Source organism: Pseudarthrobacter sp. AB1, from assembly GCF_014926485.1.
Classification (GTDB): domain Bacteria; phylum Actinomycetota; class Actinomycetes; order Actinomycetales; family Micrococcaceae; genus Arthrobacter.
Window position 1 is genome coordinate 1 of the sequence record NZ_PZKO01000041.1, and the last position, 16,080, is coordinate 16,080.

Genomic DNA, 16,080 nt, shown 5'->3' on the forward strand with positions numbered 1-16,080 from the left:
GCCGGGCACCAGGAACTGGGCAACCTCGTGGTGATCTACGACGAGAACCATATCTCCATCGAGGACGACACTGACATCTCCTTTACCGAGGATGTCCTCAAGCGCTACGAGGCGTACGGCTGGCACACCCAGCGCGTGGACTGGACCGAGACGGGCGAGTACGTCGAAGACGTCCAGGAGCTGTACTCTGCACTGCTGGACGCAAAGGCCGAGACGTCCAAGCCGTCCATCATCTCGCTGCGCACCATCATCGGCTACCCGGCACCCAAGAAGCAGAACACCGGCAAGATCCACGGTTCAGCACTGGGCGCCGAGGAAGTCGCAGGCCTCAAGGAGGTGCTGGGCTTCGATCCCGCCAAGTCCTTCGAGGTGGACCAGGACGTCCTGGCCCACGCCCGTGCCGTCGTCGACCGCGGCGCTGCAGCCCGCAGCGAATGGGACTCCTCATTTGAGGCGTGGCAGTCGGCCAACCCTGAGGGCGCCGCGTTGCTGGAGCGGATCGAAGCTAAGACGCTTCCCGCCGGACTTGATGCAGTCCTGCCGGTCTTCGAAGCTGGCAAGGATGTCTCCACCCGGGCAGCGTCGGGTAAGGTCCTGAACGCACTCGGACCGGTCATGCCGGAACTCTGGGGCGGTTCGGCTGACCTCGCCGAGTCCAATAACACCACCATCGAAGGCTCGGCCTCCTTCATCCCGGTCTCCCGCTCCACCGATGCCTGGAAGGGCAACCCCTACGGCCGGGTTCTGCACTTCGGCATCCGTGAGCACGCCGCTGCGTCGATCGTGAACGGTATCTCGCTGCACGGCCGGACCCGCGCGTTTTCCGGTACGTTCCTGATCTTCAGTGACTACCAGCGCCCGGCCATCCGCCTCTCGGCTCTGATGGGTGTCCCGTCCATCTACGTGTGGTCCCACGACTCCATCGGCCTGGGTGAAGACGGTCCCACCCACCAGCCGGTGGAGCAGCTCTCCACGCTGCGCGCCATTGTGGGCCTGGACGTAGTCCGCCCCGGCGACGCCAACGAGGTGGGCATGGCATGGAAGACCATGCTGGAGAACCACGAAAACCCGGCCGGGATTGTCCTGACCCGTCAGAACGTCCCCACCTTCGCCCGCGGTAACGGTGCAGCACAGGGTGATACCTTTGCTTCCCCGGCGGGTGTGGCCAAGGGCGGCTATGTCCTGGCAGAAGCTTGCAAGGACGGCGCCACTGTTCCGGCCGACGTTCTGCTGATCGCTACCGGCTCCGAGGTCCAGTTGGCCGTCCAGGCCCGCGAGGCACTCCAGGCCGAAGGGATCGCTGCCCGCGTCATCTCCATGCCCTGTGTTGAGTGGTTCAACAAGCAGGACGCGGCTTACCGAGAGTCCGTGCTGCCCGCAGCAGTCAAGGCACGCGTCTCCGTCGAAGCCGGCCTGGCCCTGGGCTGGAGGGAATTCGTTGGCGATGCCGGCCGTTCCATCTCGCTCGAACACTACGGCGCTTCGGCTGACTACAAACGCCTGTTCCAGGAGTTCGGCATCACCGCGGAGGCAGTTACCGCCGCCGCCAAGGACTCCCTGGCCGCTGCCCGCAACTGATATTTACCTGCACTGCGGCCAGCGCCGCGGGACGGCCTCATGGGGGGACGTCCCGCGGCGCGGCCGCGAACTGTCACCAGTCCACAATTTTTGAAGGAAGAAGCCATGACCAACGCAACCCCCACCGCCCAGCTGTCCGACGCCGGCGTGTCCATCTGGCTCGACGACCTTTCGCGTGAGCGTCTCGCAAGCGGCAGCCTGCAGAAGCTCATCGACGAAAAGAATGTGGTCGGTGTGACCACCAACCCGTCCATCTTCCAGGCCGCGATCACCTCCGGCTCCGACTATGACGCAAAGATCGCCGAACTTGCCGCGCAGGGTGCCGGCGTCGAAGAGACTATCTTCGAGATCACCACCACCGACGTCGCTGACGCCTGCGACCTGTTCGCTCCGATCGCCGCCGCCACTAAGGGTGTTGACGGCCGCGTGTCCATCGAAGTTGACCCGCGCCTTGCCTGGGACACGGCCGGCACCATCGCCGAAGCCAAGAACCTCTACAAAAAGGTGGACAAGGACAACGTCCACATCAAGATCCCGGCAACCCTTGAAGGCCTTGCGGCCATCACGGCAACCCTGGGCGAGGGCATCAGCGTCAACGTGACCCTGATCTTCTCCCTGGAGCGCTACCGGGCCGTCATCAGCGCCTTCCAGTCCGGCCTGGAACTGGCCAAGGACAACGGCCACGACCTGTCCACGATCCACTCCGTGGCCTCGTTCTTCGTCTCCCGCGTTGACTCCGAAATCGACAAGCGCCTTGACGCCATCGGCACCGACGAAGCCAAGGCCCTCAAGGGCAAGGCAGGCGTAGCCAACGCCCGCCTGGCCTACCAGGTCTACGAGCAGCTCTTTTCCACCGATCGGTGGGAGGTCCTGGCCGAAGCCGGCGCACGTCCGCAGCGTCCCCTGTGGGCGTCCACCGGCGTCAAGGACCCGGCCTACCCCGACACCCTGTATGTCACAGGACTGGTTGCTGCCGACGTCGTCAACACCATGCCGGAGAAGACCCTGGACGCCACGTTCGACCACGGCGTGGTCACCGGGGACACCATCACCGGCGCCTATGCCGAGTCCAAGGCCGTGCTGTACGCACTGGACGCACTGGGCATCTCCTACAACGAGGTGGTTGCCCTCCTCGAATCCGAGGGCCTGGAGAAGTTTGTAGCCAGCTGGAAGGAACTGCTGGCCGACGTCGAAGGTGCCCTTGCCGCTGCTCGGAAGGCATCCTGATCCGAGCTCTGACAGCTACCGAAAGGCAGACACCATGTCCGCATCACCTCTGAAATGCTGCATCAACCCCAGCATCCTCTCGGCCGACTTCGCCAACCTCGAGGCCGAGCTTGCCCGCATCAGCAACGCCGATGCCGTGCACGTGGATGTTATGGACAACCTCTTTGTGCCAAACCTGACCATCGGCCTGCCTGTTGTGGAACGGCTGCAGAAGGTCAGCCCCGTCCCGTTGGACGCCCACCTGATGATCGCAAACGTGGACCGTTGGGCGCCGCAGTACGCCGACGCCGGCCTGAGCTCTGTGACGTTCCACGTCGAGGCATCAGATGCCCCCATCAAACTCGCCCGGGAACTCCGCGCCCGTGGGGCCAAGGCTGGCATGGCACTTCGCCCGGCCACTCCGGTGGAACCGTACCTGGACATGCTCACCGAACTGGACATGCTGTTGATCATGACGGTGGAGCCGGGCTTCGGCGGCCAGGCATTCCTGGACGTCATGCTGCCCAAGATCCGCCGTGCCCGCGCGGCAGTGGACGGTGCGGGGGTGAACGTGGCCATCCAGGTGGACGGCGGCATCACAGAGGAAACCATCACCCGCGCCGCGGAGGCCGGTGCCAACGTCTTTGTGGCCGGATCCGCCGTATACGGCAGGCCGTCGCCTGAGGACGCCATCGAGTCGCTGCGCGCCAACGGGCAGCTCGCTTTCGGCTAACCACGCTGCACGACAACAACACCGCACCCCACGAGTCTGAAGGACCCCTCATGCGCGTTCACATCGCAACCGACCACGCGGGTATGGAGCTTAGCTCCTACCTCATCACCGCACTCTCAGCCAGTGGCTACGAGATGGTAGACCACGGGCCAGCGGCCTACGACGCTGAGGACGACTACCCGGCATTCTGCATCAAGGCCGCGGCTGCCGTCGTGGCCGACCAGGCCGCCGGCGTTGACGCCCTCGGGATCGTGCTGGGGGGCTCAGGGAACGGCGAGCAGATCGCTGCGAACAAGGTGAAAGGCGTGCGCGCGGCCTTGGCATGGAACCTCGACACCGCCAAACTGGCCCGCGAACACAACAACGCCAACGTCGTGGCAGTGGGTGGCCGCCAGCACACCGTTCACGAGGCCACCGAACTGATCGAGGCGTTCCTCGCCGAACCGTATAGCAACGCCGAACGCCACGAGCGCCGCATCGGCAAGATCGCCACCTACGAATCCACCGGCGAGGTTGCCGAGTAGGTTCATTTCACTGAGGCCCCGCGCAATCCTTTCGGAGGACTGCGTGGGGCCTTGGGACTGTCTGGCACGTGCTTGTGGCAGGCGCGCCCAAAAACAAAATCCACTTGAGGAGTCAGCATGCCCATTGCAACCCCAGAGATCTACTCCGAGATGATCGATCGTGCCAAGGCCGGGGGCTTTGCGTTTCCGGCGGTCAATGTGACGTCGTCGCAGACCCTGAATGCGGCCATCCGCGGGTTCGCCGAGGCTGAGTCCGATGGCATTATCCAGGTTTCCACCGGTGGCGCAGCGTACTGGTCCGGTGCATCGGTCAAGGACATGGTGGCCGGTTCGCTCGGTTTCGCTGCCTTTGCCCGCGAGGTGGCGAAGAATTACAACGTCAACATTGCGCTGCACACGGACCATTGCCCCAAGGACAAGCTGGACGGCTTTGTCCTGCCGCTGCTGGCAGCTTCCGAGGCTGAGGTCAAGGCCGGCCGGAACCCGATCTTCAACTCGCACATGTGGGACGGCTCGCACGAGACCCTCGAGGACAACCTGCGCATTGCCCGCGAGCTGCTGGAGCGTTCGGCTGCGGCGAAGATGATGCTCGAGGTTGAAATCGGCACCGTCGGTGGCGAGGAAGACGGCGTGGAGAACGAGATCAACGAGAAGCTGTACACCACCACCGAAGATGCCCTGGCCACCATCGAGGCCCTGGGCGCCGGCGAGAACGGCCGCTACCTGACGGCGCTGACGTTCGGTAACGTCCACGGTGTGTACAAGCCCGGTGGCGTGAAGCTGCGCCCGGAGCTGCTCAAGCAGATCCAGGCCGAGGTGGGTGCCAGGCTCGGCAAGGAGAACCCGTTTGACCTGGTGTTCCACGGCGGTTCGGGTTCTTCCGATCAGGAGATCGCTGACGCCGTTTCCTATGGTGTGATCAAGATGAACGTCGATACGGACACGCAGTACGCCTTTACGCGTCCGGTGGCCGGGCATATGCTCGCCAACTACGATGGCGTGCTGAAGATCGACGGCGAAATGGGCAACAAGAAGACCTACGATCCCCGTGTCTGGGGTGCCTCCGCCGAGGCCGGCATGGCTGCCCGCATCGTCGAGGCCGCCCGCCAGCTCGGCTCCCTCGGCAAGACGTTCTAGCCGAAGAGGGCTGGGAGCCAAGATCCCTCACTGCAGTACGATCCGAACCCATAAACTGCGACCGGGCATGAAGCCGCACTGCCAAGGCAGAGAGCCTGAATAGGAGTATTCAATGAGCGAGAAATTGCGTTGGGGTGTCCTGGGCACCGCACGCGTCGTCCGTAAGACCATTCCCGCGTTGCAGGAAACAAAAAACGGTGTGGTGGTTGGTATTGGGTCCCGTACCGAGGAAAAGGCCAGGGAGTATGCCGATAGGCACGGCGTGCCCCAGGCGTTTGGTTCGTATGAGGCGTTGCTGGGTTCCCCGGACATTGACGCTGTTTACATTGCGCTGCCGAACGCGCTGCACCTTGAGTGGATACTTAAAGCCTTGGACGCGGGCAAGCACGTCCTCTGTGAGAAGCCTTTGGCGATGAGCGCCGCCGAGTGCGAGGAGATTGCGCGCAAGGCCGACGAGACCGGGCTGAAAGTCCTGGAAGGCTTTATGTACCGTTTCCACCCGCGTTTCGAGAAGCTGCAGGAGTTGCTTGGGGCCAGTGCGGTGGGCACCTTGACCTTTGTGCACGTTGCACACTCCTTTGATGCGGGCGGGGACGACAACATCCGCTGGTATACGGGGCTCGGCGGCGGCGCACTTTTTGATGCTGGGTGCTACTGCGTCAACATGAGCCGGATGGTCACGGGGCAGGAGCCGGCACATGTCGCCGCCTTTGGAAACTACCGCGACGCCAACGACGACGGTCGGATCGACACCAGCATTGCGGGCATGCTCCGCTTTGCCGACGGCCAGACAGCGCTTTTTGATACGGGAGTGAACCTCGAGCGCCGCAACTTTCTGGAAATAACGGGCACCGGCGGCCGGCTCTACCTCGACAATCCTTTCGGGCTCCTGGAGGAGGATTCGGTCCTGGAGGAGCATCACTTCGGGCAGGAGACTGTCTATCATCACGTCAAGGGTGAAAACCACTTCGTGCGAATGGGGGAACACTTCGCCGACAGCGTCCTGAGCAGTACACCGCTGCGCTACGACCTCACGGACGCGGTAAACAACGCCCGCGTGCTGGAAGCTCTCGACCAGGCGGCGAGGAATCAAGAGGACGCGTGACCCAGAGCAGCAAGCGCACCACAGACTCAACTCCCGCGACCTACGCAGGAACCCTAGTTACCAAAGGATGCACTATGGCGTCTCAAGACCACTTCGCACGGTTTAACCGGCGCGTAGAAGAGCACCCGTCGGAGCTGCGCAGCACGACGGGCGGGGGCCGTACCGTGACTGCCCTGCACTGCACTGCCGTACTGTTCGACTGCGACGGGGTGCTCGTCGATTCGGACACCGCCGTTGTGCGTTCCTGGACCCGATGGGCGCACGAGATGAACCTGGACCCAGAAGAAGTCCTCCCTACCGTTTATGGACGACGATCGGTCGATACCGTCGCGCAATTTATCTCCCCGTCGAAGCGTCCAGCCGCTGTGGAACTGATCGACGCACTGGAAATAGAAGACGCAGCTACCGCCACAGAGATCTCCGGCGCCGCCGATCTCCTGGCAGCGATACCCGCCGGCCGGTGGGCTGTAGTGACCTCCGCGTCACGCGACCTGGCCCACGCCCGTCTGTCCGCCGCCGGGCTCACCCCTCCCGAGGTACTGATAACGGCCGACGACGTCAGACACGGCAAACCGCACCCCGAAGGCTACCTTGCCGCAGCACAACGTCTTGGCGTGCCGGCAGACCAGTGCGTTGTGGCGGAAGACGCCCCTGCCGGCATTCGCGCGGCACGCGCCGCTCAGGTGGGACACGTCCTTGGCGTCGGAGGCCGGGATATCGGCGAACATCAGCCGGACGCCGTAGTCCCTGATCTGCGGTCCGTGCGCTGGACCAGTGCCGGCCTCGAAATCCAGTGGACAAACAAATAGGTGGTACTTGCCAGCGCCTAAGAGGTATCCAGACGAGCTTCGCCAGCGGGCCGTCCGGCACGTGATGGACGTCTGGAAGAATCCTGCTGACCGGAGAGCGGCCACGGTGTGCGTCGTGCCAAGGGTCCCCGAACGGCCACGCAGGGGCCTTTGTCTCAGCGGCCGGTGGACCTGGGCTCAGAGCTCGGAGTATTTGAAGGAGTGGGACTCCAGGCCTTCGGGGTTCGGGCCGTAAATGGTGACCATCCGCGCGTAGACGGGTGCCCAGTAGCGGCCGGCTCGTCCGGGATTTACGCGTGCAGAATCTCCCGGCTTCAGGATGACGGTCTCGGATGCGAATTTATAAACCTGCAGCGCAATCCCTGCCATTTGTTCTGCATGGCTTCGAGGGACTTCGCCGGCCAGAAATCGATCGCTTCGCCCGTATTCACTGTCGGGAGCTGTGGAGTGGTTCTAGCCATGATCTTTCACCGTTTTTTAAGGGAGAATGTACTTCTGGCATGAACTTGCATTCAAGTCAACGGTTCACCGCGAAGATAGTGAACCCCTAGTCGGTGACCATGCGGGCTGTCGCCAAAGGGGCCGATGCGACCTTAGCTATCTATCCCGCCTATGAAATGGAGCGGGCACGTATATTCTCCTCCGCCGCCCAAAGCAGCGGTGAGCGGTGCCTCGTATCTTTCCCGTCGGACTGTTCAGCTTTGGCCTGCGGTCCGCTTTCCCTCTCAGCGTCCACATGCGGGAACCTGAGGACGCACGCCGGCAGCGGACAGTTAGCGGCTTTGTAGCCTTGGCGCGGACACGATGCGGTAAGGCGAGCGAACATGGTGGGCGACGAAGGCGCCCACCATGTTCGACACATCCGCAGCTCCGCCTATGCGAGGCTACCCGTGGTCGGCGGTGCCGGCGGGGTGATGAGAGTGGGGTGGTCGTACTCGTTCGAGTAGGTCAGGAAGCTGAGATGGGCCTCGTAGCGAACCAGCACGTCCTCCATGATCTGCTGCCAGGTCACGCCCATCAGGTCGTAGCCCTCGGAGCCGGTCTGAGAAAACACTTCAACGCGGTAGTAGACATCGGTTTCATGGCTCTTATGCCTGCCAAATTTCGGCACTGAGGCCTCTACAGCCTGGATCTGATAGTGGAAGTCGCGGTGGTCCGGGATGGTGACCACGAGAACATGGCTGGGGACGCCCGTGTGTTCGCTCGGGAGGGTGTGCAGGGTTGCCTCATGGCCCTGCTTCGTGAACTCCTCAAGGGCTTCGGCCAGCGCCGGTCGCGCTGTGGCTTCAATAAACGCCGCGACCTCGTTCTTGGACGGGTAGGAGCGTACCCGTGCCAGGCGCTGGCCCCAAGTGCGGTCCGCCGCATTACCGCCGTGCACCGCCATCGACTGCCGCCGCAGCACGCGGCCCTCACGATCGGCCTTCTCCATCCGCAGCGCTTTGGTGAACGAGGCCATCACCAGCCAGGCGATGATCGTCACCGGCAGACCGAAGATCAGCGTGGCGTATTCCATGGTGGTCACGCCGCCGGCCACCAGCATCGCGATGGTCAGTAGCGCGGTAACCAAGGCCCAGAAAATCCGGAGCCACTTGGCGCCATCCTGGGTCGCATTGGTGATGTGGGAAGAGAAGTTGGACATCATCATGGCGCCGGAGTTGGCGCTGGTGAGGTAGAACAGCATGCCGGACAACGTGCCCAGCCCTATCAGGAGAGGCGCTCCGGGGAACATCCCAAGCAGCGCGTACCAGCCCTCTTGCGGGCTGGTAATGGCCAGCTGCGCGAACGCCTCATTCCCGTTCAGGACCTCGTGCAAGGCACTGTTACCGAAGATACTCACAACCAGGAAGTCGCACAGCACCGGGAAGGTGACGGCGGCGATGACGAACTCCCGCAGCGTCCGACCGCGAGAGATGCGGGCCAGGAAGAGCCCCACGAACGGGCCCCAGGCCAGCCAAAATGCCCAGAAGAACAGGGTCCAGCCGCCCATCCACTCTGAACCGCCTTCCTGGTATGCGAACGTCTGCAGGGTACGTTCGGGCAAGGTGAAGATAAAGCGGCCGATGTTCTCCACCAGGGAATTGAGCAGGAAAGAGGTCTGGCCGGTCACCAGCATGTACAGCAGCAGGGCAGCGGCGCTCCAGATGTTCAGCTCCGCGACCCAGCGGATCGCTTTGTCAACGCCGGACGTGCACGCGGCTATGGTCAGTACGACGGCGACAATCACCAGCGCGATCTGCAGCGCCAGGCCCTCTTCGAGGCCGAACATAATCGAGAAGCCGACGTTCAGCAGCACCACGCCGATCCCCATGGCTGTAGCCACACCAAAAACAGTGCCCACCAGGGTGATGATGTCGATCGTGTCGCCGAGCCCGCCCCGGACGCGTTTGCCGAGCAGCGGGTAAAGGGCAGCCCGGATGGACAGCGGAGTGCCCCACCGGTACGCGAAATAGCCCATAGCCATGCCGAGGAGTGAATACATGGCCCAGCCTGCCACGCCATAGTGGAACATGGTCCACACCACGGCTTCGTGGGCTGCCTCGGCCGTCTGGCCTGCGCCCTCCGGCGGATTCATGTACTGGGTGATGGGTTCGGTCACGGAGTAGAACAGCATGTCGATGCCCACGCCCGCGGCGAACAGGTAGGCCACCCAGGTGAAGAGCTTGTATTGCGGCCGGGAGTGGTCCGGGCCCATTCGGACCGAACCGACCTTGGACAGCGCCACCCACAGGACAAATCCGATGACGACGGTGACGGTGAGAACGTAGAACCAGCCGAGGTTCTCCGCGATCCAGGACACCACCGTCTTCATGGTGGACTGGGCGCTTGCAGGCACCAGCATCGCCCAGGCAGAGAAAGCAATAATAATGACTGACGCGATGATGAAGACCCGCCAGTTGACTTTGGGCGCGCGGTCCTCAATGAGTTCGGCGGGCGCGGTGTCAGGGTCTTTATCGATGTTTATGATGCTCAAATGTCCAACTCCAAGTCGTGGTTCAGGCCGCGCGGAACGCAGCACATCATGGTGGTTTTCGCGGTCTCATACTCATCGGTCGGATAGACGTCCCGGTGAAGGCGTGCCCGTCGAAGTACTGGCAGGAAACGTTCCCCGCAGATACCGCGGGGGCAGATAACTTCATGCTTTCCTGCGTTTTGTAGGACGCTGCGAAAGATTTGTCGAACTGTTCATCGCTGATGTAGTGACTGCGTTGACGATCACCTCTGAAGCCCGGTCAGGGCTCCCGGAGAAGATTGCCGGCGAACCATGCATCCCCTGATTCCTAGAGGGCCAGCCGGGCTCTGCTTTGAGTTCGGCTGGTGTGATGCCAGTCACGCTAGTTGTCCACATACTGTGACACGAACAAGTGTTCAAGTCAATGGTTCAACTGAAGATTTCGCGAACCCGTTTCCGACCCGCGTCATTTTCAATGGATCTAGCATGAACGCTTGACTTGAACAATTGTTCATGTAATGTCTATCCCAGCACGGTGGTCTACCTCACAATCACGCGATGTAACTGACATTCACCGGGCGTCTTAAAAGAAGATTTCCGACTCTTGAAACGGTTGAAGCCATGAATGATGTACGCGCCATTCAGTCCCCGCCAGTGACGACGGGAAATGCAGTGGACTTCTGGGCAGCAAGGCCCCTGGAGGCCTTGGGTGGAGAATACGGGCGGCTACGCTGCCGGTTTATCAATTCCCATCCGGTAGGCAGTTGGGATGACTTTATCCTCTCGGAATGGACGCTGGATTCCTGTGCTTGGGAGGACTTTCACCCACACAGCGAAACCGCTTTCGTGCTGGAGGGAGAACTCCATATTGAGAGCCAGGGCAAGACTGTCATCCTGAGGCCGGGCGATTCGGCACGCGTCAACCCGGGCAGCCTGGGCCGATACTGGGCACCCGTCTACGCGCGGATGATCACCATTTACGGCCCCAACCCCGAGGGTCTGGAATCGCACTCTTTCCGGTACTCCGAAGTCTGATTCCGACATACCCATAATGGCGGGACGCCCGGTCACCGCCGAACCCTTCGGTGCCGGCGCCTCAGAGCGATCCGGACCGCAATGAAGCAGAGCCTCCCTTCACCAGTGAAAGTTCCATAACTTTTCGAAAGGCAAATCAAATGACACAACAGACAACCTCCATCTCCGCAGCCCTCATCCGGGATGCGAAGAACGCTACGGATCTGGACGACTGGGGCCCCTGCCCTGAAGCCATCGGACCGCAGACGATGGACACCCGTGGAATCTATCTGTGGAAAGACGGGAAAGGTGCCGAATCCGGCATCTGGGAATGCACCGCAGGACCCTCCCGCTGGGTACTCGAAACGAACGAGTTTGTGCACGTCCTCTCAGGCTCCATGACCGTCACGCCCGACGGCGGCGAGCCCGAGCTCGTCGGTCCCGGCGACACGATCTTCATCCCCCGTGGCTGGAGTGGCAACTGGGAGCTTCACGAGACGCTGCGCAAGCTCTACGTGATTTTCTAATCACCAATAAAGGCTATCGACAGAGAACCAATCCAAAGATGGACGGTTCTGGCAAAGATAAAAAGTTCTGACGAAGACAAGTCGGAATTTCATAACACTATCCACAGGAGAGATCATGGAAACCACAGCACTAGGAACGTTCACCAAAGCCGGATCCATCCACAAAGTGGAAAACGGCTTCATCGGACTGCCGTCAATGAACGTCCCGGGAGTCGACGCCGCCATCGGCGACTCCCTCACCCACCCCAACGGTTCGGTCATGAGCTCCGGGTTCTTCGAGCTCAAGGCCTCAGAGCCGCTGGTGTACACGTACACGTGCGACGAAATGAAGGTTGTCGTGAAGGGTGAATTCATTCTCACCGACCGGGCCACAGGAGAGGTGACCCACGCCAAGGAGCGCGACGTACTCTTCTTCCCCAAGGGAGCGGAAATCACCTTCGAGACCCCCGACTACGGCCTGGGCTTCTTCACCGCCCACGGCTCCATGTCCTAAGCGGCACGATTCGAGGCCTTCCCCATCAGGCGGTCATGAATCAGATCACTGAAGCCGCCACTTGCCCCTGCAGCAACAGCCAGCCAACACCTGCTGTTGCTGCAGGGGCAAGAACGTCACAAGAAAATGTTGACATGAATTGTCAGACCATCGAGTCTGTGGAAGTACTAATCGACAGGCCTGAAGAACTTTACGATTTGCTTAACGAGGCAGAAGCCGTGCTCCGGCAAGCAGCTATGACTCATGGGTCTGCCGGCATTCGGGGCACCCGGCATGATCCAGCCCGGTACACATTCGAACTCAGCGACACTGTTCCGTATGGCGAGACCCGGGAGCAGACAGGCCAGGCGGTGGCACAGCCGTGACCCGTTTCACCGTCAACCTCTCCTTTGGGAGGTTCACCGTCTTCCGGTTGAGCCAGTCCATCAGATCCTGCTGCTGCTAAACATACAACGAGGAGAGAATGGTGACTTCAGGGATGAATCGAGTGGGAGGGTCCGGCTGGGACGATGTCCAAGTTGGAGACAAGGTGCAGTTGATCGGCCGCGGACGCCCAGAGTATGTCGGATTAGTGGACGCCCGGACAGCTGAAGGCGACATCATTTGGGTCCATGACCCTGTTGATGGCCGCCGTTTGTTCCACATTCAGGACGGCTACGAACTCCAGCTCGTCGCGTCATAACCGAACCGTGTCCTGATCCTTTTTGTTCACCTGCCAAGTCCTGGTCCACCCGCCAAGTCCGATTTGAAGCCCATAGGAGCATCGGTGTGGTCGTCGGTATTGGGTCCCGGACCTAGGAAAAGGCACATGAGCCGGATGCGGCGGAAACCACTTCGTTCGGTTGGCAGAACACCCTCGGCCCACTGGCCGCCGTGCGACCAGCCTGGGCAGCTCAGCCGAACAGGACTGCGGCTTCGTCGTAGCGGTTCTGCGGTACAGTCTTTAGCTGGCCCAGGGCTTCCTTGAAGCCCACCTGCTCGATCTCCGTGCCCTTCAGGGCAACCATGGTGCCCCAGAAGCCTTCCACCACAGAGTCGACGGCTGCCATGCCCAGTCGCGTGGCCAGGACTCGATCGAACGCTGACGGCACGCCGCCTCGCTGGATATGGCCCAGAATGGTGGCACGCGTTTCGATGCCGGTCCGGGCTTCCAGTTCCGGGGCCAGCTGGTCCGCGATCCCACCGAGCCGGGGCCGCCCAAAGTTGTCCAGGCCACGCTCGGAGTGCGGGGATTCCATATGGTCCGGGACAAACCCCTCGGCAACCACCACCAGTGGTGCGCGGCCCCGGGCGTGGGCTTCCTTCACCCACTGGGCAATCTGTTCGATGCCGACCTTCTGCTCGGGAATGAGAATGGCATGGGCGCCTGCCGCCATGCCGGCGTGCAGTGCGATCCAGCCTACGTGACGGCCCATCACCTCTACGATCATGCACCGGTGGTGCGATTCCCCGGTAGTGCGCAGCCGGTCGAGGGCCTCGGTGGCGATCTGCACGGCCGTGTCGAAACCGAACGTGTAATCCGTGGCGTCAAGGTCGTTGTCCACGGTCTTCGGGACGCCCACAATCTTCAACCCGGCGTCGGTCAGGCGCTTCGCAGCAGCCAAGGTTCCCTCACCGCCGATCGCGATGATGGCGTCGATGCCCAGTCGCTTCATGTGGGCCTTGATGACCTCCGGCCCGCCGCCGTTTTCAAACGGGTTGGTGCGGGAGGTGCCAAGGATGGTGCCACCCTGCTTCGCGATGCCCCGGACCAAAGTGCGGGGAATATCGATGACGTCGCCCTCAACCACACCGCGCCAGCCGTCCAGGAACCCCACGAATTCGTGACCGTGGATGGCAATGCCCTTCAAGACGGCGCCGCGGATAACGGCGTTTAAGCCGGGGCAGTCGCCACCGCTGGTGAGGATTCCAATTTTCATGTTTCGGCTCAAATCATAGGAGAAGGTTTACAGCAGGGCACCTGAATGCCTTTTGATGGTGCGGCACGAGCCAAAATCTGTCAGGCCCGGGGGTACCCCCGGGCCCGACGCGGCAGAGCTAATGCGGTTAGGACGTGAAGATCACAAAGAACTTCCGGATCCGTTCCTGGATCTCCCACGTCCCCTGCCAACCGATCGGGAAGATGGCGGCTGTTCCGGCCTCCAGGGTGATCGGTTCAGCGCCATCCTCCGTGACCACCATGCGGCCTTCAAGGACATGAATCGCCTCACCGCGCTCAAGGAACTCCCACCGGGATAGGCCTGGGTCGGCTTCCCAGACTCCGGAGAGGATGCGGGAGTCGTCGCTGGTAAAGGGAATGGCAATTCGCGTTGGTATCTCGTCGCCGAGTACCTCGGCCAACGGCGCGCCGAGCAGGGATTCGTCGAGTTCCCCTGCGAAGAGCTCGCTGGGCTGGAAGGTGATGCTCATGTTGATGTACCTTTCTGTTGCTGCCCGCCGGTAGCGTCTCCGGCCGGCTGGTGGTGGCCGCGGCTCGAGATAAGCGGCGGTTGAATTTAGGCCAGTGCGGCAAGCACCGACATGGCTTCCTCAACGACATCCGTAGCGGGGAAGGAGGGGCGCTTCATGCCGGCCATCTCTTCCATGACGCGGACTACCTGGCAGCTGTAACCGAACTCGTTGTCGTACCAGACATAGAGGACGAGGTTCTTGCCGTTGGCGATGGTGGCCAGGCCGTCCACGACGCCGGTGCGGCGGGAGCCGACGAAGTCGGTGGAAACGACCTCAGGAGAATCGACGTAATCGATCTGCCTGCGCAGGTCCGAGCGCAGTGACATTTCCCGCAGGAAGTTGTTGACCGCGTCCTTGGTGGTGCCGTTTTCCAGGCTCAGGTTCAGGATGGCCAGCGAAACGTCGGGGGTGGGGACCCTGATGGAGCTGCCGGTGAGCTTGCCCTGGAGTTCGGGCAGCGCCTTCGCCACAGCAGTGGCGGCACCGGTTTCGGTGATAACCATGTTCAGCGCGGCGGAGCGGCCGCGGCGGTCGCCGTTGTGGAAGTTGTCGATCAGGTTCTGGTCGTTGGTGAAGGAGTGGACGGTTTCAACGTGGCCGTGGATCACGCCGAACTTGTCGTTGATGGCCTTCAGGACCGGGGTGATGGCGTTGGTGGTGCAGGACGCTGCCGAGACGATCCGGTCAGTCTCCTCGATGCTGCCGTGGTTGATCCCGTGCACGATGTTCTTGACCGGGCCCTTGCCCGGAGCAGTCAGGAGTACCCGGGCAACACCCTTGCTCTGCAGGTGCTGGGACAGGCCTTCGGCATCGCGCCAGCGTCCCGTGTTGTCCACCACCAAGGCGTTGTGGATGCCGTACGCGGTGTAGTCGATCGTGGCAGGATTGTCCGAGTAAATGACCTGAATCTGCACACCGTTGGCGGTGATGGTGTTGGCGTCCTCGTCCACGCGGATGGTGCCTCGGAAGGGGCCGTGGACCGAGTCGCGGCGCAGGAGGCTGGCGCGCTTGGTGAGGTCGTTATCGGAGCCGCGGCGAACCACGACGGCGCGCAGGCGCAGTCCTTGGCCGCCACCGGCCTTTTCGATGAGCAGGCGCGCCAGCAGGCGGCCGATCCGGCCAAAACCGTACAGCACGACGTCGGTGCTGCTCCGGTCATCGCCACCGCGCTTGCCCACTACCTCGGCAAGTTCGGCGCGGAGGAACTCTTCCAGGGTGGCGCCGTCGCCTTCTGCCTTGAACTTTTGGCTCAGGAGGGCGATATCGATCGCGGCCGAGCCGGGCTCCAGCCGCAGCAAGGTCTCCAGCAGCGGGGCGGTCTCTTCCGGACGCAATTCGTCCTTACTGATCCGGCGCGCGAACCGGTGCGCCTTGAGGATGTCCATGGTGGACTTGTTGACCAGGGTCCGGCCATGAATGGTGGTGACCACGTTGTTTTCGCGGTACAGCCGGCCAATCACCGGAATCATGGCCTCGGCGAGTGCCTCCTGGCCCATCCACGTATCAAGGCAAGAATCTTTAGTTTGTAGCATCGGGCTGCCTTTCCAATG

Annotated in this window: 16 protein-coding genes; 11 read left to right on the forward strand and 5 right to left on the reverse strand. The window is 62.1% G+C overall.

Annotation, left to right across the window (positions count from 1 at the left end):
• The 7 genes from DAD99_RS10815 to DAD99_RS10845 all read left to right on the forward strand — a co-directional run.
• Positions 1-1,578, forward strand: a 1,578-nt coding sequence (locus DAD99_RS10815; RefSeq protein ID WP_193341535.1) for a transketolase, incomplete at its 5' end; no start/stop codon positions are given.
• 105 nt (positions 1,579-1,683) lie between these two features.
• Positions 1,684-2,805, forward strand: a complete 1,122-nt coding sequence (gene tal / locus DAD99_RS10820) for a transaldolase (protein WP_193341536.1) — start codon at positions 1,684-1,686, stop codon at positions 2,803-2,805.
• 34 nt (positions 2,806-2,839) lie between these two features.
• Positions 2,840-3,517: a ribulose-phosphate 3-epimerase gene (gene rpe / locus DAD99_RS10825; RefSeq protein WP_185262151.1), complete on the forward strand. Its 678-nt coding sequence runs from the start codon at positions 2,840-2,842 to the stop codon at positions 3,515-3,517.
• A gap of 50 nt (positions 3,518-3,567) precedes the next feature.
• On the forward strand, positions 3,568-4,041 hold the full coding sequence (locus tag DAD99_RS10830) for a ribose-5-phosphate isomerase (protein WP_193341537.1): 474 nt from the start codon (positions 3,568-3,570) through the stop codon (positions 4,039-4,041).
• A gap of 117 nt (positions 4,042-4,158) precedes the next feature.
• The gene (gene fbaA, locus DAD99_RS10835) at positions 4,159-5,178 is read left to right on the forward strand and encodes a class II fructose-bisphosphate aldolase (RefSeq protein WP_193341538.1); all 1,020 of its coding nucleotides are present in this window, start codon (positions 4,159-4,161) and stop codon (positions 5,176-5,178) included.
• A 112-nt stretch (positions 5,179-5,290) separates the two neighbouring features.
• A complete protein-coding gene (locus DAD99_RS10840) occupies positions 5,291-6,283 on the forward strand; it encodes a Gfo/Idh/MocA family protein (RefSeq protein WP_193341539.1) in 993 nt (330 codons plus the stop codon).
• Positions 6,284-6,357: 74 nt separating this feature from the next.
• On the forward strand, positions 6,358-7,092 hold the full coding sequence (locus DAD99_RS10845) for an HAD-IA family hydrolase (RefSeq protein ID WP_227007920.1): 735 nt from the start codon (positions 6,358-6,360) through the stop codon (positions 7,090-7,092).
• Between the two features lie 177 nt (positions 7,093-7,269).
• On the opposite strand, the gene DAD99_RS10850 is transcribed toward DAD99_RS10845, so the two are convergent.
• Positions 7,270-7,461 carry a hypothetical protein gene (locus DAD99_RS10850; protein WP_227007921.1) on the reverse strand — a complete coding sequence of 64 codons (192 nt, stop codon included), beginning with the start codon at positions 7,459-7,461 and terminating at the stop codon, positions 7,270-7,272.
• Between the two features lie 505 nt (positions 7,462-7,966).
• Positions 7,967-10,060, reverse strand: a complete 2,094-nt coding sequence (gene betT, locus DAD99_RS10855) for a choline BCCT transporter BetT (protein WP_193341553.1) — start codon at positions 10,058-10,060, stop codon at positions 7,967-7,969.
• 606 nt (positions 10,061-10,666) lie between these two features.
• On the opposite strand from betT, the gene DAD99_RS10860 reads away from it, so the two are divergent.
• From DAD99_RS10860 to DAD99_RS21680, 4 genes are all read left to right on the forward strand, one after another.
• Positions 10,667-11,080, forward strand: coding sequence for a cupin domain-containing protein (locus tag DAD99_RS10860; RefSeq protein WP_227007923.1), 414 nt, complete (start codon positions 10,667-10,669; stop codon positions 11,078-11,080).
• Positions 11,081-11,220: 140 nt separating this feature from the next.
• A complete protein-coding gene (locus DAD99_RS10865; RefSeq protein WP_193341540.1) occupies positions 11,221-11,586 on the forward strand; it encodes a cupin domain-containing protein in 366 nt (121 codons plus the stop codon).
• A 115-nt stretch (positions 11,587-11,701) separates the two neighbouring features.
• Complete coding sequence (locus tag DAD99_RS10870) at positions 11,702-12,079, forward strand: ethanolamine utilization protein (protein WP_219729677.1); 378 nt, start codon at positions 11,702-11,704, stop codon at positions 12,077-12,079.
• 134 nt (positions 12,080-12,213) lie between these two features.
• Positions 12,214-12,444 carry a hypothetical protein gene (locus DAD99_RS21680; protein ID WP_227007924.1) on the forward strand — a complete coding sequence of 77 codons (231 nt, stop codon included), beginning with the start codon at positions 12,214-12,216 and terminating at the stop codon, positions 12,442-12,444.
• 528 nt (positions 12,445-12,972) lie between these two features.
• On the opposite strand, the gene DAD99_RS10875 is transcribed toward DAD99_RS21680, so the two are convergent.
• From DAD99_RS10875 to DAD99_RS10885, 3 genes are all read right to left on the reverse strand, one after another.
• Positions 12,973-13,998 (reverse strand): ATP-dependent 6-phosphofructokinase, encoded by a 1,026-nt coding sequence (locus tag DAD99_RS10875; protein ID WP_185262159.1) that lies wholly within the window; start codon positions 13,996-13,998, stop codon positions 12,973-12,975.
• A gap of 127 nt (positions 13,999-14,125) precedes the next feature.
• On the reverse strand, positions 14,126-14,488 hold the full coding sequence (locus DAD99_RS10880) for a cupin domain-containing protein (RefSeq protein WP_185262160.1): 363 nt from the start codon (positions 14,486-14,488) through the stop codon (positions 14,126-14,128).
• 86 nt (positions 14,489-14,574) lie between these two features.
• Positions 14,575-16,062, reverse strand: a complete 1,488-nt coding sequence (locus DAD99_RS10885) for a glyceraldehyde-3-phosphate dehydrogenase (RefSeq protein WP_193341541.1) — start codon at positions 16,060-16,062, stop codon at positions 14,575-14,577.
• Positions 16,063-16,080 lie beyond the last annotated feature (18 nt).